At 61.7% G+C, this 25,410-nt stretch carries 25 protein-coding genes; 23 read left to right on the top strand and 2 right to left on the bottom strand.

All coding sequences use genetic code 11. The annotated features are described in order from the left end of the window. Positions 1-2: 2 nt before the first annotated feature. On the top strand, positions 3-3,356 hold the full coding sequence (gene mscK / locus AC3Y64_RS02295) for a mechanosensitive channel MscK (RefSeq protein WP_489986293.1): 3,354 nt from the start codon (positions 3-5) through the stop codon (positions 3,354-3,356). Between the two features lie 48 nt (positions 3,357-3,404). Continuing rightward, on the top strand, positions 3,405-4,868 hold the full coding sequence (gene selO / locus AC3Y64_RS02290; RefSeq protein WP_489986292.1) for a protein adenylyltransferase SelO: 1,464 nt from the start codon (positions 3,405-3,407) through the stop codon (positions 4,866-4,868). A 6-nt stretch (positions 4,869-4,874) separates the two neighbouring features. Here the strand turns inward: selO and AC3Y64_RS02285 are convergent, their stop codons facing one another. Next, positions 4,875-5,276 (bottom strand): helix-turn-helix domain-containing protein, encoded by a 402-nt coding sequence (locus tag AC3Y64_RS02285; protein ID WP_489987916.1) that lies wholly within the window; start codon positions 5,274-5,276, stop codon positions 4,875-4,877. A 304-nt stretch (positions 5,277-5,580) separates the two neighbouring features. On the opposite strand from AC3Y64_RS02285, the gene trxC reads away from it, so the two are divergent. Continuing rightward, positions 5,581-6,015: a thioredoxin TrxC gene (gene trxC / locus AC3Y64_RS02280; protein ID WP_489986291.1), complete on the top strand. Its 435-nt coding sequence runs from the start codon at positions 5,581-5,583 to the stop codon at positions 6,013-6,015. 126 nt (positions 6,016-6,141) lie between these two features. Here trxC and AC3Y64_RS02275 read toward each other — a convergent pair whose 3' ends face one another. Further along, positions 6,142-6,912, bottom strand: coding sequence for a ParA family protein (locus AC3Y64_RS02275; protein WP_158954705.1), 771 nt, complete (start codon positions 6,910-6,912; stop codon positions 6,142-6,144). A gap of 356 nt (positions 6,913-7,268) precedes the next feature. On the opposite strand from AC3Y64_RS02275, the gene AC3Y64_RS02270 reads away from it, so the two are divergent. The 20 genes from AC3Y64_RS02270 to AC3Y64_RS02175 are packed head-to-tail and all read left to right on the top strand — an operon-like array spanning position 7,269 to position 25,393. Continuing rightward, positions 7,269-7,994 (top strand): beta-ketoacyl synthase chain length factor, encoded by a 726-nt coding sequence (locus tag AC3Y64_RS02270; protein WP_489986290.1) that lies wholly within the window; start codon positions 7,269-7,271, stop codon positions 7,992-7,994. Further along, positions 7,970-8,782, top strand: a complete 813-nt coding sequence (locus AC3Y64_RS02265) for a lysophospholipid acyltransferase family protein (RefSeq protein ID WP_489986289.1) — start codon at positions 7,970-7,972, stop codon at positions 8,780-8,782. Before AC3Y64_RS02270 ends, AC3Y64_RS02265 begins: the two co-directional genes overlap by 25 nt. Beyond that, a complete protein-coding gene (locus tag AC3Y64_RS02260; RefSeq protein WP_064117120.1) occupies positions 8,760-9,035 on the top strand; it encodes a phosphopantetheine-binding protein in 276 nt (91 codons plus the stop codon). Before AC3Y64_RS02265 ends, AC3Y64_RS02260 begins: the two co-directional genes overlap by 23 nt. A gap of 9 nt (positions 9,036-9,044) precedes the next feature. Beyond that, complete coding sequence (locus AC3Y64_RS02255; protein ID WP_064388843.1) at positions 9,045-9,299, top strand: acyl carrier protein; 255 nt, start codon at positions 9,045-9,047, stop codon at positions 9,297-9,299. After that, positions 9,296-9,841 carry a COG4648 family protein gene (locus tag AC3Y64_RS02250; protein ID WP_489986288.1) on the top strand — a complete coding sequence of 182 codons (546 nt, stop codon included), beginning with the start codon at positions 9,296-9,298 and terminating at the stop codon, positions 9,839-9,841. The genes AC3Y64_RS02255 and AC3Y64_RS02250 overlap by 4 nt, the downstream gene beginning before the upstream one ends. Further along, complete coding sequence (locus AC3Y64_RS02245; protein WP_489986287.1) at positions 9,838-11,517, top strand: ApeI family dehydratase; 1,680 nt, start codon at positions 9,838-9,840, stop codon at positions 11,515-11,517. Before AC3Y64_RS02250 ends, AC3Y64_RS02245 begins: the two co-directional genes overlap by 4 nt. Then, the gene (locus AC3Y64_RS02240; RefSeq protein ID WP_489986286.1) at positions 11,510-12,244 is read left to right on the top strand and encodes a glycosyltransferase family 2 protein; all 735 of its coding nucleotides are present in this window, start codon (positions 11,510-11,512) and stop codon (positions 12,242-12,244) included. The genes AC3Y64_RS02245 and AC3Y64_RS02240 overlap by 8 nt, the downstream gene beginning before the upstream one ends. Continuing rightward, positions 12,241-13,188 (top strand): lysophospholipid acyltransferase family protein, encoded by a 948-nt coding sequence (locus AC3Y64_RS02235; protein WP_105706000.1) that lies wholly within the window; start codon positions 12,241-12,243, stop codon positions 13,186-13,188. The genes AC3Y64_RS02240 and AC3Y64_RS02235 overlap by 4 nt, the downstream gene beginning before the upstream one ends. Continuing rightward, positions 13,169-14,713, top strand: coding sequence for an HAL/PAL/TAL family ammonia-lyase (locus AC3Y64_RS02230; RefSeq protein WP_489986285.1), 1,545 nt, complete (start codon positions 13,169-13,171; stop codon positions 14,711-14,713). Before AC3Y64_RS02235 ends, AC3Y64_RS02230 begins: the two co-directional genes overlap by 20 nt. Then, on the top strand, positions 14,706-15,131 hold the full coding sequence (locus tag AC3Y64_RS02225) for an acyl-CoA thioesterase (RefSeq protein ID WP_489986284.1): 426 nt from the start codon (positions 14,706-14,708) through the stop codon (positions 15,129-15,131). Before AC3Y64_RS02230 ends, AC3Y64_RS02225 begins: the two co-directional genes overlap by 8 nt. Further along, entirely contained in the window at positions 15,128-15,730 is a 603-nt protein-coding gene (locus tag AC3Y64_RS02220; protein ID WP_489986283.1) for an outer membrane lipoprotein carrier protein LolA, read from the top strand. The genes AC3Y64_RS02225 and AC3Y64_RS02220 overlap by 4 nt, the downstream gene beginning before the upstream one ends. Further along, positions 15,714-18,053 (top strand): MMPL family transporter, encoded by a 2,340-nt coding sequence (locus AC3Y64_RS02215; RefSeq protein ID WP_489986282.1) that lies wholly within the window; start codon positions 15,714-15,716, stop codon positions 18,051-18,053. The genes AC3Y64_RS02220 and AC3Y64_RS02215 overlap by 17 nt, the downstream gene beginning before the upstream one ends. After that, complete coding sequence (locus AC3Y64_RS02210; protein ID WP_489986281.1) at positions 18,050-19,213, top strand: cation:proton antiporter; 1,164 nt, start codon at positions 18,050-18,052, stop codon at positions 19,211-19,213. Before AC3Y64_RS02215 ends, AC3Y64_RS02210 begins: the two co-directional genes overlap by 4 nt. Then, positions 19,200-20,447 carry an NAD(P)/FAD-dependent oxidoreductase gene (locus AC3Y64_RS02205; RefSeq protein WP_489986280.1) on the top strand — a complete coding sequence of 416 codons (1,248 nt, stop codon included), beginning with the start codon at positions 19,200-19,202 and terminating at the stop codon, positions 20,445-20,447. Before AC3Y64_RS02210 ends, AC3Y64_RS02205 begins: the two co-directional genes overlap by 14 nt. Continuing rightward, the gene (locus AC3Y64_RS02200) at positions 20,444-21,169 is read left to right on the top strand and encodes a class I SAM-dependent methyltransferase (RefSeq protein ID WP_489986279.1); all 726 of its coding nucleotides are present in this window, start codon (positions 20,444-20,446) and stop codon (positions 21,167-21,169) included. Before AC3Y64_RS02205 ends, AC3Y64_RS02200 begins: the two co-directional genes overlap by 4 nt. Next, positions 21,169-21,783 carry a hypothetical protein gene (locus AC3Y64_RS02195; protein ID WP_489986278.1) on the top strand — a complete coding sequence of 205 codons (615 nt, stop codon included), beginning with the start codon at positions 21,169-21,171 and terminating at the stop codon, positions 21,781-21,783. Before AC3Y64_RS02200 ends, AC3Y64_RS02195 begins: the two co-directional genes overlap by 1 nt. Further along, on the top strand, positions 21,780-22,976 hold the full coding sequence (locus tag AC3Y64_RS02190) for a beta-ketoacyl-[acyl-carrier-protein] synthase family protein (protein WP_489986277.1): 1,197 nt from the start codon (positions 21,780-21,782) through the stop codon (positions 22,974-22,976). The genes AC3Y64_RS02195 and AC3Y64_RS02190 overlap by 4 nt, the downstream gene beginning before the upstream one ends. Beyond that, positions 22,973-23,437: a hotdog family protein gene (locus AC3Y64_RS02185; protein ID WP_489986276.1), complete on the top strand. Its 465-nt coding sequence runs from the start codon at positions 22,973-22,975 to the stop codon at positions 23,435-23,437. The genes AC3Y64_RS02190 and AC3Y64_RS02185 overlap by 4 nt, the downstream gene beginning before the upstream one ends. Next, a complete protein-coding gene (gene fabG, locus AC3Y64_RS02180; RefSeq protein WP_489986275.1) occupies positions 23,430-24,158 on the top strand; it encodes a 3-oxoacyl-ACP reductase FabG in 729 nt (242 codons plus the stop codon). Before AC3Y64_RS02185 ends, fabG begins: the two co-directional genes overlap by 8 nt. Then, on the top strand, positions 24,158-25,393 hold the full coding sequence (locus AC3Y64_RS02175; protein WP_489986274.1) for a beta-ketoacyl-ACP synthase: 1,236 nt from the start codon (positions 24,158-24,160) through the stop codon (positions 25,391-25,393). Before fabG ends, AC3Y64_RS02175 begins: the two co-directional genes overlap by 1 nt. Positions 25,394-25,410 lie beyond the last annotated feature (17 nt).

The following is a 25,410-nucleotide window of genomic DNA, read 5'->3' as shown; positions in this document are numbered from 1 at the left end:
CTATGCCTACCCTGCGCTCCTTTTTCGCCGCGGCCCTGCTGGGCCTGAGTCTTACTGTCGGCCCGATTTATGCCGCCGAACCGCCGTCCAGCGAAGCCGTACAGGCCAATCTGGACAAACTCGCCGACAGCAAACTGCCGGATGCCGACAAAAAGACCCTGCAAACCGTCCTGCAGAACACCCTCAATCAGCTGAACAATCAGCGTGATTACGAACAGAAGCTGATCGATCTCAAGCAGCAACTGGCGACCGCACCCAAGCAGACCATCGAAAACGCCCGCGAGCTGAGCCGTCTCAAGGCCACGGCAATCGTGCCGGTGGCGCAGCGTTTCCCCAAGGAATCGATTCCGCAACTGGAGCAGATCCTCACCGATCGCTCCACTCAGCAAAGTGATCTGCAAAAAGCCCTGGCCGACGCCAACAGCCTGATCATCACCGCGCAGACCCGTCCGGAACGTGCCCAGGCAGAAATCTCCGCCAGCCAGACACGCATCCAGCAGATCACCAACATTCTCAAGTCCGGCAAGGACGCGGGCAAAACGGTCACCGCCGAGCAGCGCGATCAGTTGAACGCCGAACTCGCCGCATTGAACGCGCTGATCCCGCTGCGCCGCCAGGAGCTGGCTGGCAACAGCCAGCTGCAGGATCTCGGCAACGCGCAGCATGACTTGCTCACGGAGAAATCCGACCGCCTCGACCGCGAGATCCAGGAACTGCAAACCCTGATCAACCAGAAGCGTCTGGCGCAGTCCCAGGAAACCGTGACCCAGCAATCCATCGAAGCGCAAAAGGCCGGCGGCAGCAGCCTGCTCGCCAGCGAAAGCACGGCCAACCTCAAGCTCTCCGACTACTTGCTGAAAAGCACTGACCGTCTCAACGAAGTCACCCAGCAGAACCTGCAGACCAAACAGCAACTCGACAGCCTGACCCAGAGCGATTCGGCCCTCGACGAGCAGATCAACGTGCTCAAGGGCAGCCTGCTGCTGTCAAAAATTCTCTATAAACAGAAACAGGCGCTGCCACGCTTGAAGGTCGACCGCGACCTCGCCGACCAGATCGCCGACATTCGCCTCTATCAGTTCGAAGTCAGCCAGCAACGCGAATTGCTCAGCAGTCCGACCACCTATGTCGACAACCTGCTCGCCACCCAGCCGCCGGAACAAGTCACCTCGCAACTGCGCAAAAGCCTGCTCGATCTGGCCAACACCCGCGCCGATCTGCTTGAGCGGCTGAACCGCGAACTGAGCGCGGTGCTCAACGAATCGATCACCCTGCAACTCAACCAGAAACAACTGCTCAGCACCGCGCAGAGCCTGCGCGCTACCCTCGATGAGCAGATGTTCTGGATTCCCAGCAACAAGCCGCTGGATATCGAGTGGATGCGCAGCGTGCCGGAGCGCCTGAAGCGTCAGATCGATACGCTCCCATGGGCCTCCAGCCTGAGCGAGCTGACCGATGGTCTGATCCAGCGACCGCTGCTGTTCCTGCCGTTGGCGCTGTTGATCGGCGCACTGCTGTGGCGGCGCAAGAATCTCTACGCGCGCCTGAACAAGGTTCACCAGGACATCGGTCACTTCAAACGCGACAGCCAATGGCACACACCGCAGGCGATCCTGATCAATATCTTGCTGGCAATGCCAGTGGCGCTGGGCCTGGCCCTTTGCGGCCTGGCCTTGCAGATCGACGCCCGTGGGCAGAACGCCAACATGGGCGCAGCGCTGCTGCAAATGGCTCAGGCATGGCTGGTGTTCTACACCGCCTACCGGATTCTGGCGCCGGGCGGTGTGGCCGAACTGCACTTCCGCTGGGAAAAGCCCCAGGTCGAATTCCTCCAAGGCTGGATCCGCCGACTCGGTCTGGTGGTGATGGCCCTGGTGACCATCGTCGCCGTCGCCGAACTGCAACCGGCTGCGCTGGCCGATGATGTGCTCGGCATGCCAGTGGTGCTGACCTGTTACGCCTTGATGGCATGGCTGCTCAGCCGTTTGCTGATCAGCAGCCCGGCCCACGAAAACACCTCGCTGTTCCGCAAAGCCGTCGGCGTGATGTTCACCCTGCTGCCGATCGCCCTGTTTGTCGCGGTGTGCTTCGGCTACTACTACACCGCGCTGAAACTCAGCGACCGCTTGATCAATACCCTGTACCTGCTGATGTTCTGGCTGGTGATCGAAGCCACTTTCGTTCGTGGCCTCAGCGTTGCCGCGCGGCGTCTGGCCTACCAGCGCGCCCTGGCCAAACGGCAGGCGGCGAAAGAGGCCGGCGACGGCGAAGCGGTGATCGAAGAGCCGACGCTGGATATCGAGAAGGTTAACGAACAGTCCCTGCGTCTGATCCGTCTGGCCCTGCTCGGCGGCTTTATCGCGGCGCTGTACTGGGTCTGGTCGGACCTGATTTCGGTGTTCTCGTACCTCGACAACATCACCCTGTACGAATACACCAGCGGCACCGGCGCCAACATGAGCATGGTGCCAATCAGCATCGGCGACATGCTCGGCGCGCTGATCATCATCGGCATCACCTTCGCCCTCGCGCGCAACTTGCCGGGCTTGCTCGAAGTGTTCGTGCTGTCGAAGCTCAATCTGGCGCAGGGCAGTGCCTACGCGACCACGACGTTACTGTCGTATGTGATCGCCGGCGTCGGTTTCGTCTCGACCCTGTCGACCCTCGGCGTGAGTTGGGACAAGTTGCAATGGCTGGTGGCGGCGCTGTCGGTCGGCCTCGGCTTCGGTATGCAGGAGATCTTTGCGAACTTCATTTCCGGCATCATGATCCTCTTCGAACGTCCGGTGCGGATCGGTGACACCATCACCATCGGCAACCTGTCGGGCACGGTGAGCAAGATCCGCATTCGCGCCACGACGATCACCGACTTCGACCGCAAGGACATCATTGTTCCGAACAAGACGTTCATCACCGGGCAACTGATCAACTGGTCGCTGACCGACACCATCACCCGCGTGACACTGAAACTCGGCGTCGATTACGGCTCTGATCTGGACTTGGTGAAAGAACTGCTGCTCAAGGCTGCCCGCGAGAATCCGCGCGTGCTGAAAGAACCCGAGCCGCACGTATACTTCCTCAACTTCGGCGAAAGCACGCTGGATCACGAGTTGCGCATGCACGTGCGCGACCTCGGTGACCGCAACCCGGTACTCGATGAGGTCAACCGCTTCATCAACCGCGAGTTCAAAAAACAGCACATCAACATCTCGTTCCGCCAGATGGAGGTTTACCTGAAGAACCTCCACGGTCAGGAATACAAGATGGTGCCGATCGAGCCGGAAACCAAAACCATCGTACCGCTGGCCGACGATCAGAAACCGCTGCAAGAGCCGCCGCCAGCCAAACTCGACTAACCGGTCTAATCCCAGCAGAATGCTCGGACATTCTGCTGGAGCAGGCCCTTGAAAGCCCTCGACGAACTGACCTTCGACAATCGCTTCGCCCGCCTGGGCGACGCGTTCTCAGCCCACGTGCTGCCCGAGCCGATCGACAACCCGCGTCTGGTCGTCGCCAGCCCGGCGGCCCTGGCCTTGCTGGATCTCGACCCCGCCACCGCTGAAACCCAAGAATTTGCCGAAGTGTTTGGCGGCCACAAACTGTGGGCCGATGCCGAGCCGCGAGCGATGGTTTATTCCGGGCATCAGTTCGGCGGCTACACGCCGCAATTGGGTGATGGTCGCGGCTTGCTGCTGGGCGAGGTCTACAACGCGGCTGGCGAGCATTGGGACTTGCACCTCAAAGGCGCCGGGCAAACGCCTTTTTCGCGCATGGGTGACGGTCGCGCCGTGCTGCGTTCGTCGATCCGCGAATTTCTTGCTTCCGAAGCGCTTTACGCGCTGAACATTCCGTCCTCGCGCGCAGCCTGCGTGATCGGCTCCGACACCCCGGTCTGGCGCGAAAAGCAGGAACGTGCAGCGATGGTGCTGCGTCTGGCGCCGAGCCACATCCGTTTTGGCCACTTTGAATATTTCTACTACACCAAACGCCCCGAGCAGCAGAAAGAACTCGGCGACCATGTGCTGGCGATGCATTTCCCGGAATGTCTGGAACAGCCGGAACCGTATCTGGCGATGTTCCGCGAGATAGTCGAGCGCAACGCCGAACTGATCGCCAAATGGCAGGCCTACGGCTTCTGCCACGGCGTGATGAACACCGACAACATGTCGATCCTCGGCATCACCTTCGACTTCGGCCCGTTCGCCTTCCTCGATGATTTCGACGCCAACTTCATCTGCAACCACTCGGATGATCAGGGCCGCTACTCGTTCAGCAATCAGGTGCCGGTGGGCCAGTGGAACCTCAGCGCACTAGCGCAGGCACTCACGCCATTCATCAGCGTCGAAGCCCTGCGCGAAACCCTCGGCTTGTATTTGCCGCTGTTTCAGGCGCATTACCTCGACCTGATGCGCCGCCGCTTCGGCTTCACTACTGCAGAAGACGACGACCAGAAACTGCTGGAGGATCTGCTGCAACTGATGCAGAACAGCGGCGTCGACTACACGCTGTTCTTCCGTCGTCTCGGCGAGGAATCACCTCGGGAGGCTGTCGCCCGATTGCGCGACGACTTCGTCGACATCAAAGGTTTCGATGCCTGGGGCGAGCGCTACGTCGCCCGCGTTGCCCGCGATGGCGACACCGATCAAGAACAGCGCCGCACCCGCATGCACGCAGTCAACCCGCTGTACATCCTGCGCAATTATCTGGCGCAAAAGGCTATCGATGCGGCAGAACAAGGCGATTACACGGAGGTACGCCGGCTGCACGCGGTGCTGAGCAAACCGTTTGAACAGCAGCCGGGGATGGACGGTTATGCCGAGCGGCCTCCGGAGTGGGGCAAGCACTTGGAGATCAGTTGTTCTTCCTGAGCAGGGTCAGGTGAACACGTCGATCGGCACATTAAAGTGTTCGGCCAACCAGCGGATTTGGCGCAAGTTGAGCTTGCGCTTGCCGCTCAAAATCTCCGAGACAACCGATTGAGTGCCGACACCCGGCAGGTCACTCTGGGTCAAGCCGTGCTCGCGCATCATGTAACCAAGCACCTCTTCGCCACTCGCTTGGGCCATGGGGTGATGGGTGTGATCCCATTCTTCGATCCAGTCGCCGATGATGTCGACCAAGCTCATTAACGGGTGCGACTCATCATCGCCGGTAATTTCCAGCAGTTCATCGACAGCCAACACCAAGGCATCGTAGTCGTCTTCGTTTTCTGGCAACTGCAGAAAACGAGTAAAGAGACCCGGACTTTGGTCCGCATCGGAATCAAGGCAAACAATTTCAAAGCCAACAGAGTCCCCGGTGAGCGAGCTCGTCCGGGTCTTTAAGGTTTTTAGATATTCAGAGCCCTTCAGAAGCTCCGAGAGTGGAAGGCGTTTAACTGTCTTGGCGGTCATAGGAAAGTATTTCGCTCAGGTCTGCACAAGATGACCGATTAGATAAAATACAGATAGTCAGCCTCCGCGCAGCCGTGCGTAGGCCCTTTCCTCAACTGAGGAAGGTAATGACCTACAGATCAATTCCTTGATAATCGTGACTTTGCCTCCAGATCAGTCTCATAGACTTCCTGCCTGAGAGCCCAACATGACCGCCCCACTCCTCATCCCCTGCCCCTCCTGCAACGGCCTCAACCGCATTCCCGCCGAGCGCCTTGCGGACCAGCCCAAGTGCGGCCGCTGCAAATCAGCCGTGCTGTTGAGCAAACCGTTCGAACTCAAGCAAGGCGATTACGCCAGCCAGATCAAAGGCGATCTGCCGTTGCTGGTGGATGTCTGGGCCGAATGGTGTGGGCCATGCAAGTCGTTTGCGCCGGTATTCGAGCAGGCGGCGGCGCAACTGGCGGGCAAGTGCCGCTTGGCCAAGCTCGATAGCGAAGCGAATCAGCAGTTGTCGGCGCAGTTGGGGATTCGATCGATTCCGAGTCTGATTCTGTTCAAGAACGGCCGGGAAGTGGCGCGGCAGAGTGGTGCGTTTCCGCTGCCACAGTTGATGGCTTGGCTGCGTAGCCAGGGGATCTGACACACCGTAAAACAATGTAGGAGTGAGCCTGCTCGCGATAGCGTCCTGTCAGCCAACACTTGAGTGACTGAAAGGACGCTATCGCGAGCAGGCTCACTCCTACAGGGGATTTGCGTCGCTCAGGGATCAGTGACCTTCGATCAGGTTATGCAATTCGACGAATTGCTGGGTCAGTTTGTGCCGCGGATCGAGGTGGATCAGCGGCATGCTGGCCTGGTGCGATTCGCGCATGCGCACCGAACTGTTCAGGTACACCGGCAGTACTGGCAACCCTTCGGCAATCAGCTCATCGAGGATCTGCTGCGGCAAACTGGCCCGCGCCTGGAACTGGTTGACCACGATGCCTTCGACTTCCAGACCTTCGTTGTGGTCTTCCTTCAGCTCTTCGATTTCCGCGATGAGCCCGTACAGGGCTTGGCGGGAAAAACTGTCGCAGTCGAAAGGAATCAACACGCGATCAGCGGCAATCAGCGCTGATACCGCGTAGAAATTCAACGCCGGCGGCGTATCCAGGTAGATGCGGTCGTAATCTTCGGACAACTCATCGAGCAACTTACGCAGCTTGTTGATCTTGTGCTTGGCCTCAAGCTTGGGCTGCAGGTCGGCCAGTTCGGCGGTTGCGGTGATGATGTGCAGGTTGTCGAACGGGGTTTCGTAGATGTCGGCCTGATTCTTCTTCGAGAATGGCCCGGAAGACAGGGTTTGCTTGAAGAAGTCGGCAATGCCCATCGGAATGTCATCGCCCGTGAGCCCGGTCAGATATTGAGTGGAGTTGGCCTGGGCATCGAGGTCGACCAACAACGTGCGATACCCCTCGCTGGCGCTGACCGCCGCCAGATTGCAGGCAATGCTGGATTTGCCTACGCCACCTTTCTGATTGAACACCACGCGCCGCATGACCAAACCTCCGTGTATCAAAGAATGACCGAGTGTAGATGCGCGCGGCCTCGCTTCGCTACCTCCACGGACACGGACTACAAAGTCAGGTGCAAATATCCGCGCATACCCGGCGTAGAAACTGCCATTGATCGTCGACATGCCCGACAGACAAGCCGCTGACAATCTGGATAATGGCCAATTGACAGTTTTATCGCGAACCACTCGGTACATTTCGCTGCACAAAATGTAACCAGCATTTGCTACACACTCGTCGCACCGGGATAATGCGCGCCACTCGGCGCCAAGCGCCACGCCACGCCCGTCGCGGTTCTGGTGACTCAACGCGTCAATAAAAGCCCGCAGGGGCGGGATGAATGTCCGTGATCAACTTCAACATCGCCCAATGGCGCGCGTGGGCCCCCGGGCTCGACAGCGTGGACGCCTGGCAGGCCTGGAGCCGACAACCGGTCGTGCTCCAGAGCAGTGATGCCGCGCCCGATGTGTCGTTTTTGCCGGCCATGCAGCGTCGCCGCCTCAGCCGACTGGCCCGCATGGCGTTCAGCGTTGGCTGGCCTCTGGCCGACGGACGGGAGAATCTGCCGCTGGTGTTCGTTTCGCGTCATGGTGAAACCCCGCGCACTTACGAGATCCTCAGCGATCTGGCCACCGAACAACCGCTGTCGCCGACCCAGTTCAGCCTCTCGGTGCACAACGCGATCATTGGCCTGTGGTCGATCATGCGCGGCGAGACCAGCGAAATGACCGCCCTCGCGGCGGCGGGCGATGGCCTCGAACACGGCATGCTCGAAGCCGCTGCCCTGTTGAATGAGGGCGCCCCCGCCGTGCTGCTGGTGATCACCGAAGAACAGCCGCCCGTCGCCTACTCGAAGTGGATCGATGACGTGCCGTTTCCGTACGCCTTAGGCCTGCTGCTCACTCCCGGTACCGACTGGCGGCTGACCCTGAACAGCCCCTCAGAAGCACTGTCCAAACCGCACTGGCCCCACGCGCTCAATCTGCTGCGAATCCTGCTCGGTCAGCAAACCCTTTGCCAACATGCCTGGAAAAATCGTGTATGGACCTGGCAACGCAACCTGTGACCGGGAATAACCGCGACGCCTACTATTGGCGCCTGCTGGCCACCGCAGCGAGTTTCGCCCTGTTCGGCTTCGGCGGGCTGTGCCTGCGTGTGTTGGTGTTTCCGCTGCTGGGCTGCCTGCCCGGTGACGCGCTCAGGCATCGCCAGCGTGCGCGCCAGACCGTCAGTCGGCTGTTCTGGTTTTTCGTGCGGTTCATGGCCCGCACCGGCGTGCTGACCTACGACATTCAGGGCGCCGAACGCCTTGGCCGCCCGGGGCAGATGATCATCGCCAACCACCCGTCGCTGATCGACGTGGTGTTCCTCATCGGTCTGGTGCGCCAGGCCAATTGCGTGGTGAAGAAAAGCCTGTGGGAAAACCCCTTCACCCGTGGCCCCTTGCGCAGCACCGAGTACATCAGCAACGACGGCAGCATGGACATGCTCGATGCCGCTGCCGAGTCGCTGCAAAGCGGCCAGACCCTGATCATTTTCCCCGAGGGCACACGCACCCAGCCGGGTCAGGCACCCGCCTTTCATCGGGGGGCGGCGGCGATTGCCCTGCGCGGTGCGAAAATCCTCACCCCGGTGGTGATCAAGGTCAGCCCGACCACGCTGACCAAAGCCGAGCCGTGGTATCGCATCCCGTCTCGCCGCGTGCACTTCAGTTTTCGCGTCGGGGCCGATATAGACCCACAAGCCTTCGCCGCGCAGGGGCCTGCACCGCAAGCCTCGCGCAAGCTCAACGATTATTTGCACTCTTACTTTATTAAGGAGCTCGCCGAAGATGAGCGATCTGAACACTCATAGCCTGCTGCATGACATCAAACTGCTGATCATCGATGCCCTCGGCCTCGAAGACATCAGCGCCGACGACATCGGCGATGAGCAAACGCTGTTCGGCGAAGGCCTGGGCCTGGATTCCGTCGACGCGCTGGAACTGGGTCTGGCGATCCAGAAAAAGTACGGCATCAAGATCGACGCCGACGCCAAAGACACCCGCAACCATTTCACCAACGTGGCCAGCCTTGCGGCGTTCGTCACGGCAAAACAGGCAGCTTGAGACCGGACCATGCAAACTCGTGACGACATTTTCAACACCCTGCGCGATGCCCTGGTCGAGCTGTTCGAACTGGATCCGGCCCGTGTGAGCCTGGACTCCAACCTGTATCAGGATCTGGAAATCGACAGCATCGATGCGGTCGATCTGATCGATCACATCAAGCGTCAGACCGGCAAGAAAATTGCCGCTGAAGAATTCAAATCAGTGCGCACGGTCGGTGACGTGGTCGAGGCGGTGTACCGTCTGGTTCAACCGGCCGCATGAGCCGATTGATCGGCCTCGGCCTGCTGCTGGCCGGTCTGCTGTACCCCTTTGCGGTGTATTTCGGCATGGAGCATTTTGCTCCGTGGCAGTTCGGCCTGCTGCTCGGCAGCCTGTGGCTGGCGCGGGCCCTGACCGGCGAGCGCAAACCCGGCAGCCTGTGGATGGCCTGCGTGGCAATCGTGTTTTGCCTGCTGCTGGCGCTGTTCGACAGCCCGCTGTTGCTGCGCTGGTACCCGGTGCTGATCAGCGCCTTCATGCTGGTGCTGTTCAGCCTGAGCCTGAAATACGGCCCGCCGATGGTCGAGCGAATGGCGCGCCTGCGCGAGCCAGAGCTGCCGGACATCGCGATTCGTTACACACGCAAGGTCACCGTGGCCTGGAGCGTGTTTTTCTTCTGCAACGGTTTATGCGCCGCCCTCCTCACCCTGTGGGCGCCGCTGAATTGGTGGATGTTGTACACCGGCCTGATCTCCTATGGATTGATCGGCCTGATGTTTGCCATTGAATGGCTGATACGACAACGGGTAAGAGGCCGTACATGAACTGGATAAAACTTGAGCAGCTATTGCTCAAGGCTGTGCCGGCACGAGCGATCTGCGCTGCGCCGGCACTCGATCACGCGCAACTGTGCGAGCAGGCGTTGAGCGTCGCCGCCGGCCTGCAAGCGCAGGGCGTGAAGCGCCTGGCCGTGCACCTGGAAGATGCCGCCGAACTGGCCGTCGCGCTGCTCGGCGCCTGGCGCGCAGGTGCCAGCGTGTTGCTGCCGGCCGATTTGCAGGCACAGACGCGCCAGCGCTGGTCGGCTGAAGTCGATCTGTGGCTGACCGATCATGCCGATGATGCACACCTCGATGACCTCTATCTGCCGGCATTGCCCGCTGCCGAACTGGACCTCGACCACTGCTGCCTGAGCCTGTGCACCTCCGGCTCCAGCGGCGAACCCAAGCGTATCGACAAGACCCTGCGCCAAATGGCCAACGAGGTCGAAGCGCTGGAGCTGCTATGGGGCGCGGATCTTGGTGAGGCATGCATCATCGGCAGCGTCGCCACCCAACATATCTACGGTCTGCTGTTTCGTGTGTTGTGGCCGCTGTGCGCCGGGCGCCCGTTTGTGCGCAATCAACTGGCGTTCCCCGAAGACTTGCAGCGTGCCAGTCGCGAATATCCAGCCTTCGCTTGGGTCGCCAGCCCGGCCCTGCTCAAGCGCATGGGCGATAACCTCGACTGGCCGGCCCTCAGCGCTGTGCGTCGGGTATTTTCCTCCGGCGGCGCGCTACCGGCAGAAGCCGCACAAAGCCTGCAGCAACGTCTGGGACAATGGCCAACAGAAATCCTCGGCAGCTCGGAAACCGGCGGTATCGCCTGGCGTCAGGGCCAGCCACTGTGGCAACCGTTTGCCGGTGTCGAGCTGAGTCAGGACAACGACGGCGCGCTGCTGGTCGCCTCGCCCTACCTGCCCGCCGGGCACATTGAACACACCGCCGACGCCGCGCGGATTGGCGCCGATGGTCGCTTCGAACTGCTCGGGCGCCTGGACCGGATCGTCAAACTCGAAGAGAAACGCATATCCCTACCGATGCTCGAACAAGCCTTGGTCGCTCACGACTGGGTCGCCGAAGCGCGTCTGGGTGTGGTGCAGGAAAACCGTGCGTCCCTCGGCGCTTTGCTGGTGCTCAGCGAGTCCGGTCTGTTTGCCTTGCGCGAACACGGCCGGCGCAGCCTGACGGAAAGCCTGCGCAAGCATCTGAGCCAACATTGCGAAGCGCTGGCGCTGCCTCGGCGCTGGCGTTTGCTGCGGCAATTGCCGCTGAACAGCCAAGGCAAACTGCCTCAGGCCGACGTCGAAGCATTGCTGCTTGCTCCGCGACCGAAAGCCCCAGAAGTGCTGGAGCAAAGCGAAAATGAGGGTGAATGGAGCCTGCAACTGAGCGTGCCAGCGGATCTGGCCTATTTCACCGGCCACTTCCCCAAGGCCCCGGTGCTGCCAGGCGTCGTGCAAGTGGAATGGGCGCTGAATCTTGGCCGCCAGCTGCTCAACCTGACCGGCGCGTTCGCCGGCATGGAAGTGCTGAAATTCCAGCAACTGGTGCGCCCCGGCGATGAAATCCAGCTGCACCTGCGCTTTGATCCAGAGCGCAGCAAACTGTATTTCGCTTACCGCAATGACACGGCGACCTGCTCCAGTGGCCGCATTCTGCTGGGAGCTGCCCATGCATAACCCCTGCGCCGTGATCCCGGTTTATAACCACGAAACCGCGATCGGCACCGTGGTCGACGCCCTGCTTGCGCAAAACCTGCCATGCATTCTGGTAGACGATGCCAGCAGCCAATCCTGCGCCAAGGTGCTCGATACGTTGGCCACTCGCGACGACGTGTATCTGGTGCGCCTCACCGCCAATCAGGGCAAGGGCGGCGCAGTGATGACCGGTCTGCGTGAGGCCTCAAGACTGGGCTTCAGCCATGCGCTGCAGGTCGACGCCGATGGTCAGCACGACCTTCACGACGTCGCCCGTTTCGTTGAAGAATCCCGTGCCCATCCCGAGGCGCTGATCTGCGGGTTTCCGCTGTTCGATGAAAGCGTGCCCAAGGGCCGCTTGTACGCACGCTACCTGACTCATGTGATGGTGTGGATCAACACGCTGTCACTGCAGATCCGCGACTCGATGTGCGGGTTTCGCGTTTATCCGCTGGCCTCGACGCTGGCGGTGATTGATTCGGCAAAAATCGGCAAACGCATGGATTTCGACTCGGACATTCTCGTGCGCCTGTCGTGGCGCAATCAGCCGATGCGCTGGCTGCAAACCAGCGTGCACTACCCGCTGGACGGCGTGTCGCACTTCCGCCTGTTCCACGACAACGCGCTGATTTCGAGCATGCACACGCGGCTGTTCTTCGGCATGTTGCTGCGCTTTCCACTGATCCTCTGGCGACGGTGGCGAGCATGACCAACGAGGTCGACAAGAAGCACTGGGCTGACCGCGAAGAACGCGGCAGCTTCCTGCTGATGAAATTCACCGCGTTCGCCGCCAAGGTGTTGGGCCGACGCCTGCTCAGCCCGTTGCTGTACGGCATCGTGCTGTATTTTTTCCTGTTCGGTCGCACCGCACGGCGCAGTGCCTGGCAATATCAGCAGCGCTTGGCTGACTGGAATCAGCGCGAGGATTTGCGCCCGACGCATTGGCGGGTGTTCGGCCAGTTCATGGCCTTCGCCGATTCGATGCTCGACAAGCTCGACGTGTGGAACGGCAAGCTAAGCATCGAACAGATCGAAATCATCGACCCGGCGCTGCTGCGCAATCAATTGCGCGGCAGTCGTGGGCAACTGCTGGTCGGCGCGCATTTGGGCAATCTCGAAGTGTGCCGCGCACTGGCGGAGATCGGCGAAAAGGTCACCATGAACGTGCTGGTGCACACCAAGCACGCCGAGCAATTCAACCGCCTGCTCGGTGAAGCCGGGGCGACCAACCTGCGCCTGATCCAGGTCAGCGAACTCGACCCGGTGATCATGCTGCAACTGCACGAACGCCTGGAACGCGGTGAGTGGCTGGCGATTGCCGGCGACCGCGTGCCACTGCACGGCGGACGTAGCGTGACCGTCGACTTCCTCGGCCACCCGGCGCCGTTCCCGCAGGGCCCGTGGCTGCTGGCCGGCCTGCTGAAGTGCCCGGTCAATCTGCTGATGTGCCTGAAACAACCGGACGGCCACTATCGCCTGACCCTCGAACCCTTCGCCGACGCCGTGGTGTGGAAGCGCAGCGAGCGCGAGCAGGTCATTCATCAGTGGGCCACCCGCTATGCGCAGCGCCTGAGTCACTATTGCCTCGAAGCGCCGCAACAATGGTTCAACTTTTACCCTTTCTGGAAGACCGATGACGACGCCAACCCATGAGCCGGTAACCTTCGGCGAACGCCCTTTGCGCATCGAAGACGTGCTGGCCCTGGCCAACCGTCAGGCGCCCGTGCAATTGCAGAGCGACGCCGAGTATCGCGAGCGCATCGCCAAAGGCGCGCGGTTCCTCGATTCGCTGCTGGACAAGGAAGGCGTGATCTACGGCGTGACCACCGGTTACGGTGATTCCTGCGTGGTGGCAGTGCCGCTGCATCACGTCGAAGCGTTGCCGCGTCATCTCTACACTTTCCACGGTTGCGGCCTCGGCAAACTGCTCGACGCGCAAGCCACCCGTGCAGTGCTGGCGGCGCGTTTGCAGTCGTTGTGCCATGGCGTCTCCGGGGTCCGCGTCGAACTGCTGGAGCGGCTGCACGCGTTCCTCGAATACGACATTCTGCCGCTGATTCCTGAAGAAGGTTCGGTCGGCGCCAGCGGTGATCTGACGCCACTGTCCTACGTCGCCGCGACACTGTCCGGCGAGCGTGAAGTGATGTTCCGAGGTGAACGTCGCCAGTCCGCCGATGTGCACCGCGAACTCGGCTGGACTCCGTTGGTGCTGCGCCCGAAAGAAGCGCTGGCGCTGATGAACGGTACGGCCGTGATGACAGGCTTGGCCTGCCTCGCTTTCGCTCGCGCCGATTACCTGCTGCAACTGGCCACGCGCATCACCGCGCTCAACGTGGTCGCGCTGCAAGGCAATCCCGAGCATTTCGACGAACGCCTGTTCGCCGCCAAACCGCATCCGGGGCAAATGCAGGTCGCCGCGTGGCTGCGCAAGGATCTGGCGATCGATGCGCCCACCGCGCCGCTGCACCGCTTGCAGGATCGTTACTCACTGCGCTGCGCCCCACACGTACTCGGCGTGTTGGCCGACAGTTTGAACTGGCTGCGTTCGTTCATCGAAACCGAACTGAACAGCGCCAACGACAACCCGATCATCGACGCCGAAGCCGAGCGCGTTTTGCACGGTGGGCACTTCTACGGCGGCCACATCGCGTTCGCCATGGACAGCTTGAAAAACCTCGTGGCGAACGTCGCCGACCTGTTGGATCGCCAGCTCGCTTTGCTGGTCGACGAGCGCTACAACCACGGTCTGCCGAGCAACTTGTCCGGCGCGCCAGCGGACCGCGCGATGATCAACCACGGCTTTAAAGCCGTGCAGATTGGCACCAGTGCCTGGACCGCCGAGGCGCTGAAAAACACCATGCCGGCCAGCGTGTTCTCGCGCTCCACCGAGTGCCATAACCAGGACAAAGTCAGCATGGGCACCATCGCCGCCCGCGATGCGATCCGTGTGCTGGAACTGACCGAACAGGTCGCCGCCGCCACCCTGCTCGCCGCCAATCAAGGCGTGTGGCTGCGCGCTCAGGCTGAAGACGCGCGACCGCTGCCGCCATCGCTCGCCGCGATGCACGAAGAACTCGACAAAGACTTCCCGCCGGTCATCGAAGACCGCGCGCTGGAAGGCGAACTGCGCCTGTGCCTGCAGCGCATCGCCGCGCAACACTGGAGGCTGCATGCGTAGCGCCGGAGTACTTCACGCCGACACCGAAATCCTCGTGCCGTTTTTCGACGTCGACACCATGCACGTGGTCTGGCATGGGCATTACGTCAAATACCTCGAAGTGGCGCGGTGCGCGCTGCTCGACAGGATCGGCCACAACTACACGCACATGGTCGAGTCTGGGTTCGCCTGGCCGATCATCGACCTGCAACTGCGCTATGTGCGCGGCGCGGTGTTTGGTCAGCGCCTGAATGTGCGCGCCAGTCTGGTCGAATGGGAAAACCGTCTGAAGATCAACTACCTGATCACTGACCTGCACAGCGGCGAACGCCTGACCCGCGCCAGCTCGGTGCAGGTCGCCGTCGAAGTGAGCAGCCGCGAGATGCAACTCGCTTCGCCGAAAGTCTTCACCGATGCCGTGGAAAGGATGCTGCGATGAATGTTTTTGTGAAAAGCCTGAGCGCACTGGCGCTGCTGGCGATGTCGACACTGGCCAACGCCTTCGACCTGCAACAACTCAGTGAGCAACTGGCGAAACCGGAGGTGATCCACGGCCAGTTCACTCAGGAAAAACACCTGCGCGCCCTGCCACAGCCGCTGATCAGCAAGGGCCGTTTCGTCCTCGCAAAAAATCACGGCCTGCTCTGGCTGCTGAAAACCCCGCTGCAACAGGACTATCGCATCAGCGCCAAAGGCATCGCCCGCCGTGACGGCGATGGTTGGCAGCTGCTGCCAAACAAGAGCGCCGGGGCCGAGCAGAACCGCTTGTTCCTCGCCGTGCTGCAAGGGGACAGCAGCGGCCTGCAACGGGATTTCGAACTGGCCCTGAGCGGTGACGCGCAACAGTGGAAACTTACGCTGACACCGCGCTCGGTCTTGCTCAAGCAAGTGTTCAAGCAGATCAATATCGACGGCGGCGCGCTGGTGCAAACCATCGAACTGCTGGAAACCCAGGGCGACAGCACCGTGCTGCGCATGCAGGACAGCACCGCCGGGCAACCGTTGAGCGACGCGGAGCAACATGACTTTGCCGAGTGAACGCAGGCTGCCCTGGCTGTTTCTGATCCTGCTGCTGGCCGTCGTTGCGCTGGCGGGTTGGCAGTGGCGCGACGGTGCGCCGCTGTCGGCGAATCTGATGGAACTGGTGCCCGGCACTAATCCGGACGCTCTCGAACTGCGTGCCGAACAGCGCATGCAGGAACCGCTCAACCGCGAAATGCTCGTGCTGGTCGGCCACGCCGATCGCCAGCAAGCGGTGGCCATGGCGCAGACCCTGGGCGAGCAATGGCAGGCCAGCGGCCTGTTCGAAAAAGTGCAGTGGAACCTGCAAGCGGATCTGCCGGCCCTGCGCACGCAACTGCTGCTGGGGCGCCTGGCGATGTTGTCGGCGGACGATCAGCAACTGCTCACCGAACACCCCGATGTGTTCATCCATCAACGAGTGCAGGCGCTGTTCGACCCGTTCAGCGGGTTCAGTCTGGTGCCGAATCAGGACGATTGGCTGGGCCTGACCGCACGCATCCAGAACAGTCAGCCACAACACGGTTCGGTGCAACTCGACATCGGCAGCGGCGCACTGGTTGCCGATGCTGACGGCAAGAGTTGGGTCATGCTGCGTGCGCGCACCACTGGCAATGCCTTCGACATGAATCTGCCGCTGCAAGTGGCCGATCTGCTCAAGCAAAGCCGCGAACAAGCAGCGAAAGCCGACGTGCAATTGCTTGCCGCCAGTGGCCTGCTGTATGCGGCCAATGGTCAGCAACAAGCGACACGCGAGATGACCTGGGTCGGCGGCGGTGCCACTGTCGGCATTCTGTTGTTGCTGCTGTTGGCGTTTCGTCGCTGGCGCGTGCTGCTGGCGTTCGTGCCGGTGCTGGTCGGCATGCTGTTCGGCGCGGTGGCCTGCGTGGCGCTGTTTGGCCACATGCATGTGATGACCCTGGTACTCGGCTCCAGCCTGATCGGCGTGGCGGTGGATTACCCGCTGCACTATCTGTCGAAGAGCTGGAGCCTGAAGCCGTGGCGCAGCTGGCCGGCCTTGCGTCTGACCTTGCCCGGCCTGACCCTGAGCCTGATCACCAGCGCCCTCGGCTATCTGTCGCTGGCGTGGACGCCGTTCCCGGCGCTGACGCAAATCGCGGTGTTCTCCGCCGCCGGGTTGCTCGGCGCTTATCTGTCAGCGGTGTGCCTGCTGCCGGCACTGCTGAAAAATGTCGAACTGCGTCCCGCCCAATGGCCGCTGCATCTGGCCGAGCGCCTGGTCAATCTGCGCGAAAAACTCCTTGAATACGTACGCACACCGGTTCTTCTGGCGCTGCTGATCGCCTTCTGCGTCGGCGGCCTGGTGCAACTGCAAAGCAAGAACGACATCCGTCAGTGGGTCGGTGCGCCGCAACAGCTGACCGATGAAGCGCAAACCATCGCGAGGATCACCGGCTATCAGCCCACCAGTCAATTCTTCCTCGTGCGCGGTGCCGATCAGCAGCAGTTGCTGGAACGCCAGGCCGCGCTGAGCGAGCGCTTGGAACAACTGGTCAATCTCGACAAGCTGCAAGGCTATCTGGCCCTCGATCAACTGGTCAGCCCGCCGAGCCAGCAAGAAGAGGTGCGCGCGGCGCTGAACAAGTTGCCGCAATACTGGCAGCCGCTGCTGGACCTCGGCGTGCCGCTCGCCGCGCTGCAAACCGAGTTGCAACAGTTGCAGACCGTGCCGGCCGAAGACATCGACACCGCGCTCGCCGGCCCGCTCGGCGAACCCTATCGCATGCTCTGGCTGGGTCCGACCGAAGACGGTGTGGCGGCAATAACCAGCCTGCAAGGTTTGAACAACCCTGCACTGCTACGAATACAGGCGCTGGATTTGCCGGGGGTGATGCTGGTCGATCGTCTCGGTGAGTTGAATGACGTGTTTGCCGCCACGCAGATCAGCGCTGCCGAACTGAAGCTCGCTTCTTGCGTGTTGATCGTGCTGGTGCTGATCCTGCCGTTTGGCCTCGGCGGCGCCTTGCGCATCGTTGCCCTGCCGTTGCTGGCGGCGCTGTGCAGCCTGGCCAGCCTCGGCTGGCTCGGTCAGCCGCTGACCCTGTTCAGCCTGTTCGGTCTGCTATTGGTGACGGCGATCAGCGTCGACTACGCGATCCTCATGCGTGAGCAGGTCGGTGGTGCGGCGGTGAGCCTGCTCGGCACGTTGCTGGCCGCCGTGACGACGTGGTTATCGTTCGGTCTGCTGGCGGTATCCAGCACGCCGGCCGTCAGCAACTTCGGTTTGTCGGTGAGCCTCGGTCTGGCGTTCAGCTTCATCCTCGCACCGTGGGCCGGGCGCCACGTGCACAGCGCCAGTGTTGCGGAGCCAGCAGCATGATGGTCGTTGGGTTTTGGCTATTGGCCCTGGCGTTGTTCGCCGTGGCGACGCGCGTCGGTCGGCATTTCGGTCTGATTCCGATTGTCAGCCAGCTATTGCTCGCGAGCTTCGGCTTGCCGCTGTTGATGTATTTCTGGATCGAGCCGGGCTGGCAGCTCAGCGGCGCTCAACTGATCGCTCCAGACGGGCTGAAAAACCTCTACAGCCTGAGTTTCGCCCTGCTGCTCGGGCATATCCTCAGTGATGTGATCGATCTGAAACTGGATCGCCAGAGTGTAAAAATCGCCCTACCGAGTTTCATCGTGCCCTTCGTCTGCGGTCTGGCAGTGGCTTCCTGGCTGTTGCCTGCGCAACCGTGGCTCAGCTCTTTGGCGATCGGGCTGGTCTTTGCGATTACCGCGATCCCGGTGCTGTACCTGTATCTGCGCCACATCGATTACCCGCCCGGCGCCACCCGGCGCCTGGTGCAAACCGCGATTCTCATCGACCTGAGCTGCTGGACATTGTTCGGCCTCGCCCAAGGCAGTCTGCACCTGAGCAGCCTGTTGCTGCCGCTGGGGCTCGCCTGTGTGCCGTTGTTGCTGCACCTGTTCCGCGTGCGCCGCCCGCTGACCTACAGCCTCGGCTTCTTCGCACTGTTGGTGATGGCCGAGCATTACAGACTCAATGCGCTGATCTTCGGCATCGGCTATCTGCTGTGCATGGCCGCGCTGAAAGTGCCGCTGGTGCTGCCGTTGCCGGCGCGCTGGATGAGCCGTTTGCAGACGTGGATCGCGATCCCGCTGATCCTCACGTTCGGCATCGTGCAGATCGATGTGCACAGCGCTCTCGCTAGTCTCGGCGCGGTGCAATGGGCGGCGCTGCTGCTGTTGCCGATTGTCAGTAAACTGCTCGGCAACTGGCTCGGCCTCGGTTGGGCCGGCGCCTCGTTCGAGGGCGCCAGTCGCTGGCGCGAGAGCGTACTGCTGAACATCCGTGGCCTGAGCGAAATCGTCTTTCTCAATTTACTGCTGCAACAACAGCTCATCACCCCGGCGCTGTATTTCGCGCTGATGCTGATGGGCCTGATCGCGACGCTGCTACCGGCCCTGATCGGCCTGCACAGCGCGCCCATGAATCTGAAAAACCCTTTGCCCCGGAGCTCGCGTGCCAATCGTTGAAATGGAATCCCGTCAGGTCGTGATCATCGGCGCAGGCCCCTCCGGCGCTATCGCTGCTGCATTGCTCAAGCGCAAGGGCCACGATGTGCTGGTGATCGAGCGCCAGCAATTTCCACGCTTTTCCATCGGTGAAAGTCTGCTGAGCCATTGCCTGGATTTTGTCGAAGAAGCCGGCATGCTCGACGCCGTCAACGCCGCTGGTTTCCAGCGCAAGACAGGTGCTGCATTCGCTTGGGGCGAGCGCTACAGCGCGTTCGATTTCAGCGACACCTTTACCGATGGCAAGCCGACCACATTCCAGGTGCAGCGCGCCGATTTCGACACACTGCTGGCCGATCAAGCGGCGCTGCAAGGCGTTGAGATTCGCTATGGCGATGCCATCGTCAGCGTCGATTTCGACCGGGCCAAACCGCAGTTGGATGTGCGTCGCGAGGACGGCAGCGAATACCGCGTCGAAGCGGATTTCGTCCTTGATGCCAGTGGCTATGGCCGCGTGCTGTCGCGCTTGCTCGATCTGGAAGCACCGTCGAATTTTCCGGTGCGCCAAGCGGTGTTCACCCACGTCGAAGATCACATCGACAACCCGGGGTTCGACCGCGAAAAAATCCTCGTCACCACCCACCCGCAGCATCGCGATGTCTGGTTCTGGACGATCCCGTTCAGCAACGGTCGATGCTCGGTCGGCGTGGTCGCTGCCGCCGAACACTTCGTCGGTCGCGATGCCGACCTCGACGCCTGCCTGCGCAGCTTTATCGCCAAGACGCCAAGCCTCGCCGGCGTGCTGAACAACGCCGTGTGGGATACGCCGGCGCGCACCCTCGGCGGCTACGCGGCCAACGTGAAAACCTTGCACGGGCCGGGCTTCGCCTTGCTCGGCAACGCGGCGGAATTTCTCGACCCGGTGTTCTCTTCCGGCGTGACCATCGCCATGCGCTCGGCGAGCATGGCCGCTGCCGTGCTGCACCGGCAGTTGCAGGGCGAAAAGGTCGACTGGCAAAGCGAATTCGCCGAGCCGCTGAAGCGCGGCGTCGACACCTTCCGCTGCTACGTCGAGGGCTGGTATGCCGGCACTTTTCAGGACGTGATTTTCTACGAAGACAGCCAGGCGGACATTCGTCGAATGATCTGCTCGATCCTCGCTGGTTATGCCTGGGATGAACGCAATCCGTTCGTCAGCGAAGCGCGGCGCCGTTTGAAAATGATCTCCGAACTCTGTGCAAAGGACGCCACATGAATTACTTGAGCGACAGCTACGTCGAGGAAACCCGCTTCGGTTTCTGGTTCCTGCGCAGCCACACCTGGCAGCATCACGTATTGCGCGTGGCGATCAACGATTTGCGTGGGCTGTTCAGTGAGTCGCTGCCACAGAACCCGGTGTTGCTCGATGCCGGTTGCGGCCAGGGCAAGTCGTTCGCCCACCTGCGCCAGACCTTCGCGCCACAGCGCTTGATCGGCGTCGACGCCGATCCGCACAGCCTTGAATTGAGCGGCGAAGAAGCGGCGCGTCTGGGTCTCGATGTTGAACTGATCGGCAGTGATTGCGCGACACTCAATGTGCCCGACGCCAGCGTCGACCTGCTGTTCTGTCATCAGACCTTTCATCATCTGGTCGAGCAGGAAAAAGCCCTGGCCGAGTTCTATCGGGTGCTGAAACCGGGCGGCTATCTGCTGTTCGCCGAATCCACCGAGGCCTACATTGATACTTGGGTGATTCGCTGGTTGTTCCGCCACCCGATGCATGTGCAGAAGAGTGCCGCGCAGTATCTTGAGATGATTCGCGGGCAGGGTTTCGAGTTTGCCGAGCAGAACGTCTCGTACCCGTATCTGTGGTGGAGCCGGTCGCAGGATTTTGGTTTGCTGGAGCGGTTTGGGTTGCGCAAGCCGAAGCCGTTTGGCCAGCGCGAGGAGACGTTGGTCAATGTTGTGGCACGCAAGCCACTTGAGGGTGCTATCTGATGCAACACCGTCAACCTGCACACCTGGAACCTTGTGGGAGCTGGCTTGCCAGCGATTGGGGCGTGTCAGTCAACCCCAATGCTCGATGTGCCGCCGCCATCGCTGGCAAGCCAGCTCCCACAGGGTTCCCGGTGTGGCGTCTTTTTGTGGTCAGCATGATGCTTTTGGTAAGCGCCTGCGCCAGCCAAGCGCCGTTGCCAGTGGCCAACGCGACATTGCCCCTGCCCCTGCAACTGCACATTGAGCGCGACCAGGCAGGGCAACGTCAGGACTGGCTGCTGGTGATCCAGCGCGAAGGCCCGGGCATCCGTTGGTCGATGATGGACCCGCTGGGCATTCCGCAGGCGCGTCAGCAATTGATCGATGGGCATTGGCAGGCCGATGGTCTGCTGCCGCCGAACCCGGAAGCCCGGGAACTGTTCGCTGCGCTGTTGTTCGCCCTGACCCCGTCCGGCGAACTGCTGCGCAACTACCCCAGCGCGCATCAACAGGCCGGACAACGTTCCCTTGAGGCGCGCTGGGACATCCGTTATGCACAACCGTTGAGCTTCGAAGTGAATCTGCCCCAAGGCCCGCACTATCGCGTTTCTCCGCTCGGTGAATCGACGCCATGACCGCTTACCTGAATGCCCTCGGCGTGATCTGTGCGCTGGGCCGCGACAAGTCTGAAGTGGCCCGCAACCTGTTCGCCGGCGACTGCTCGGGCATGCGCCGCGAGTCAGGCTGGATCCCGCAGCGTGAGTTGCCCGTGGCAGCCGTACACGGTGAACTGGCGCCAATCCCGCCAGCGCTCGCCGAGCAGAGCAGCCGCAACAATCAGCTGTTGCTGGAAGCGGCGCTGCAGATTCGCGATGACATCGATCAAGCGATCCAGACTTACGGGCGCGACCGCATCGGTGTTGTGCTCGGCACCAGCACCTCGGGCATCGACGAAGCCAGCCGAGGTCTGGCGCACTACATCCGTGAGCAGCAATTCCCGACTGAATACGATTACCGCCAACAAGAACTCGGCGCCCCGGCGAACTTTCTCGCCGACTGGCTGCAACTCAGCGGGCCGGCCTATGTGATTTCCACCGCTTGCACCTCGAGTGCCCGGGCCTTGATGAGCGCTCAACGCCTGTTGGATCTGGGCCTGTGCGATGCGGTGCTGTGCGGTGGTGTCGACAGTCTGTGCAAGCTGACCCTCAACGGCTTTTCGTCGCTGGAAGCGGTCTCTGACGAGCGCTGCAATCCGTTTTCGGCCAATCGCAACGGCATCAATATCGGCGAAGCTGCGGTGCTGTTCGTGATGAGTAAACGACCGGGCGACGGCCCGGCCATCGCCCTGCTCGGCGCCGGGGCCAGCTCCGACGCGCACCATATTTCCGCGCCTGAACCGAGCGGTCGCGGCGCCTTGCAAGCGATGCAGAAAGCCTTGAGCCGTGCCCAGTTGCACGCTGCACAAATCGACTATCTGAACCTGCACGGCACCGCCACCCAACACAACGACGCCATGGAAAGTCTCGCGGTCGCGGCGTTGTTCCCCGACGGCGTGGCGTGTTCGTCGACCAAACCGATGACCGGCCACACCCTCGGCGCTGCCGGCGCGCTGGAAGCCGCATTCTGCTGGCTGAGCCTCAGCGCCGACAACCCCGCTCATGCTTTGCCGCCGCACGTCTGGGACGGTCAGGCCGACCCGGCGCTGCCGCCTCTGAAATGGGTGACCACACACCGACGCCTGACGTCCATTGCACCCCGCTACCTGATGAGCAATTCGTTTGCCTTCGGCGGCAACAACGTCAGCCTGATTATCGGAGACGCCCCATGACGACCTGGCCGCTCGCCGAACTGCTGCCCCATGCGGGCGACATGATTCTGATCGACAGCATCCTCAGTTTTGACGAGGAGCAGATTTTCACTCGCCTGACGGTCAAGCCTGATGGCCTGTTCAACCTGCCCGACGGCAGCCTGCCCGCCTGGATCGGTATCGAGCTGATGGCGCAAAGCGTCGCCGCGTTCGCCGGTTGTCATGCGCGGCAGCAAGGCAATCCCGTCGCGCTGGGTTTTCTGCTCGGCACACGCAAGTTCGAGTGCAATGTCGACGCCTTCCCCGCCGGTAGCAACCTGACCATTCATGGCCTGCGTTCACTGGAAGACGACAACGGCATGGGCGTGTTCGAATGCCATATCAACGGCGAGGGCATTCACGCCAGCGCACGACTGAACGTGTTTCGCCCGCCCGAAGCCACTCAATATCTGCAACAGACACAGGAGTCGAACGATGACTGAATTCGTATTGGTCACCGGCTCCAGCCGTGGCATTGGCCGCGCAATTGCTCTGCGGCTGGCGCAGGCCGGGCACGATATCGTCCTGCATTGCCGCAATGGCATGGCCGAAGCACAAGCCGTGCAGGCTGAAATCGAAGCACTGGGCCGCAAGGCGCGGATTCTGCAATTCGATGTCGCCGAGCGCGAAACCTGCAAAGCCATTCTTGAAGCCGACGTCGAAGCCCACGGTGCCTATTACGGCGTGGTGTTGAATGCCGGGCTGACTCGTGACGGCGCATTCCCCGCCCTGAGTGACGACGATTGGGACGTGGTTTTGCGCACCAACCTCGACGGTTTCTACAACGTTCTGCACCCGGTGATGATGCCGATGATCCGCCGCCGCGCCGCTGGTCGCATTGTTTGCATCACCTCGGTGTCAGGGCTGATCGGCAACCGTGGTCAGGTCAACTACAGCGCCTCGAAAGCCGGCGTGATCGGCGCCGCGAAGGCATTGGCGATTGAACTGGGCAAGCGCAAAATCACCGTGAACTGCGTCGCGCCGGGCCTGATCGACACGGCGATGCTCGACGAAAACGTGCCGGTGGAAGAACTGATGAAAATGATCCCCGCGCAACGCATGGGCACCCCTGAAGAGGTGGCCGGTGCGGTGAATTTCCTGATGTCGGCGGAAGCCTCGTACATCACCCGCCAGGTTCTGGCGGTCAACGGAGGCTTGTGCTGATGAAGCGCGTCGTCGTCACCGGCATGGCCGGCATCACCTCGCTGGGCAGCGACTGGCAGACCATCGCCGGCAACTTCGCGGCCAACCGCAGCGGCATTCGCCGGATGGACGAGTGGGACCGCTTCAGCGAACTCAATACGCGTCTGGCTGGCCCTATCGATGATTTCGTCGTGCCGGCGCACTGGACGCGCAAGCAGCTGCGCAGCATGGGCCGGGTCTCGCGTCTTGCCGTGGGTGCGGCGGAACAGGCTCTCGCTGACGCCGGTCTGCTCGGCGACCCGTCGATCAAGGATGGGCGCATGGGCGTGGCCTGCGGCTCGTCCACCGGCAGCACCGACGAGATCAAGGCGTTCGGCAACATGCTGCTCAATTCGGTGGCCGAGGGGCTGAACGCCAACTCCTACGTGCGCATGATGCCGCACACCACCGCCGCCAATATCAGCATCTTCTTCGGCCTCACCGGGCGGTTGATCCCGACGTCCAGCGCCTGCACCAGCGGCAGTCAGGGCATCGGTTATGCCTACGAGGCGATCAAGTTCGGTCGCCTGCCGCTGATGCTCGCCGGCGGCGCCGAAGAACTCTGCCCGACCGAAGCCATGGTCTTCGACGCGCTGTACGCCACCAGCCTGAAAAACGATGCGCCGCAAACCAGTCCGCGCCCTTACGACAAGGGTCGCGACGGGCTGGTCATTGGTGAAGGCGGCGGCATGCTGGTACTTGAAGAGCTGGAACATGCGCTGGCGCGCGGCGCGCACATCCACGCCGAGCTCGTCGGTTTCGGCAGCAACGCCGACGGCCAGCACACCACCCGTCCGGAGCAGGTGACCATGCGCCGCGCCATGGAACTGGCGCTGGAAGACGCCGGACTGACACCGGACGCCATCGGCTATGTCAACGGCCACGGCACCGCGACAGAACAGGGCGATATTGCCGAAACACTGGCAACCAGCAACCTGTTCGGTGAACGCATGCCGATCAGTTCGCAGAAGAGCTTTCTCGGCCACACGCTGGGCGCCTGCGGGGCGCTGGAGTCGTGGTTCAGCATCGAGATGATGAATCGCGACCAATACGTGCACACGTTCAACCTCGACGAGGTCGACCCGCACTGCGGCAAACTCGATTACCTGCGCGGCGAATTCCGCCAGATGCACCACGACTACGTGATGAACAACAACTTCGCCTTTGGTGGGGTCAACACCTCGTTGATTTTCCGCCGCTGGCCGCAACCGAATTAATCCAGGTCAAGGAGACC

The sequence above is a fragment of the Pseudomonas sp. 4CAES_32.4 genome (genome assembly GCF_058136335.1).
Note: the sequence above shows the minus strand (reverse complement) of the source record. Positions and strands in the feature narration are given on the sequence as shown.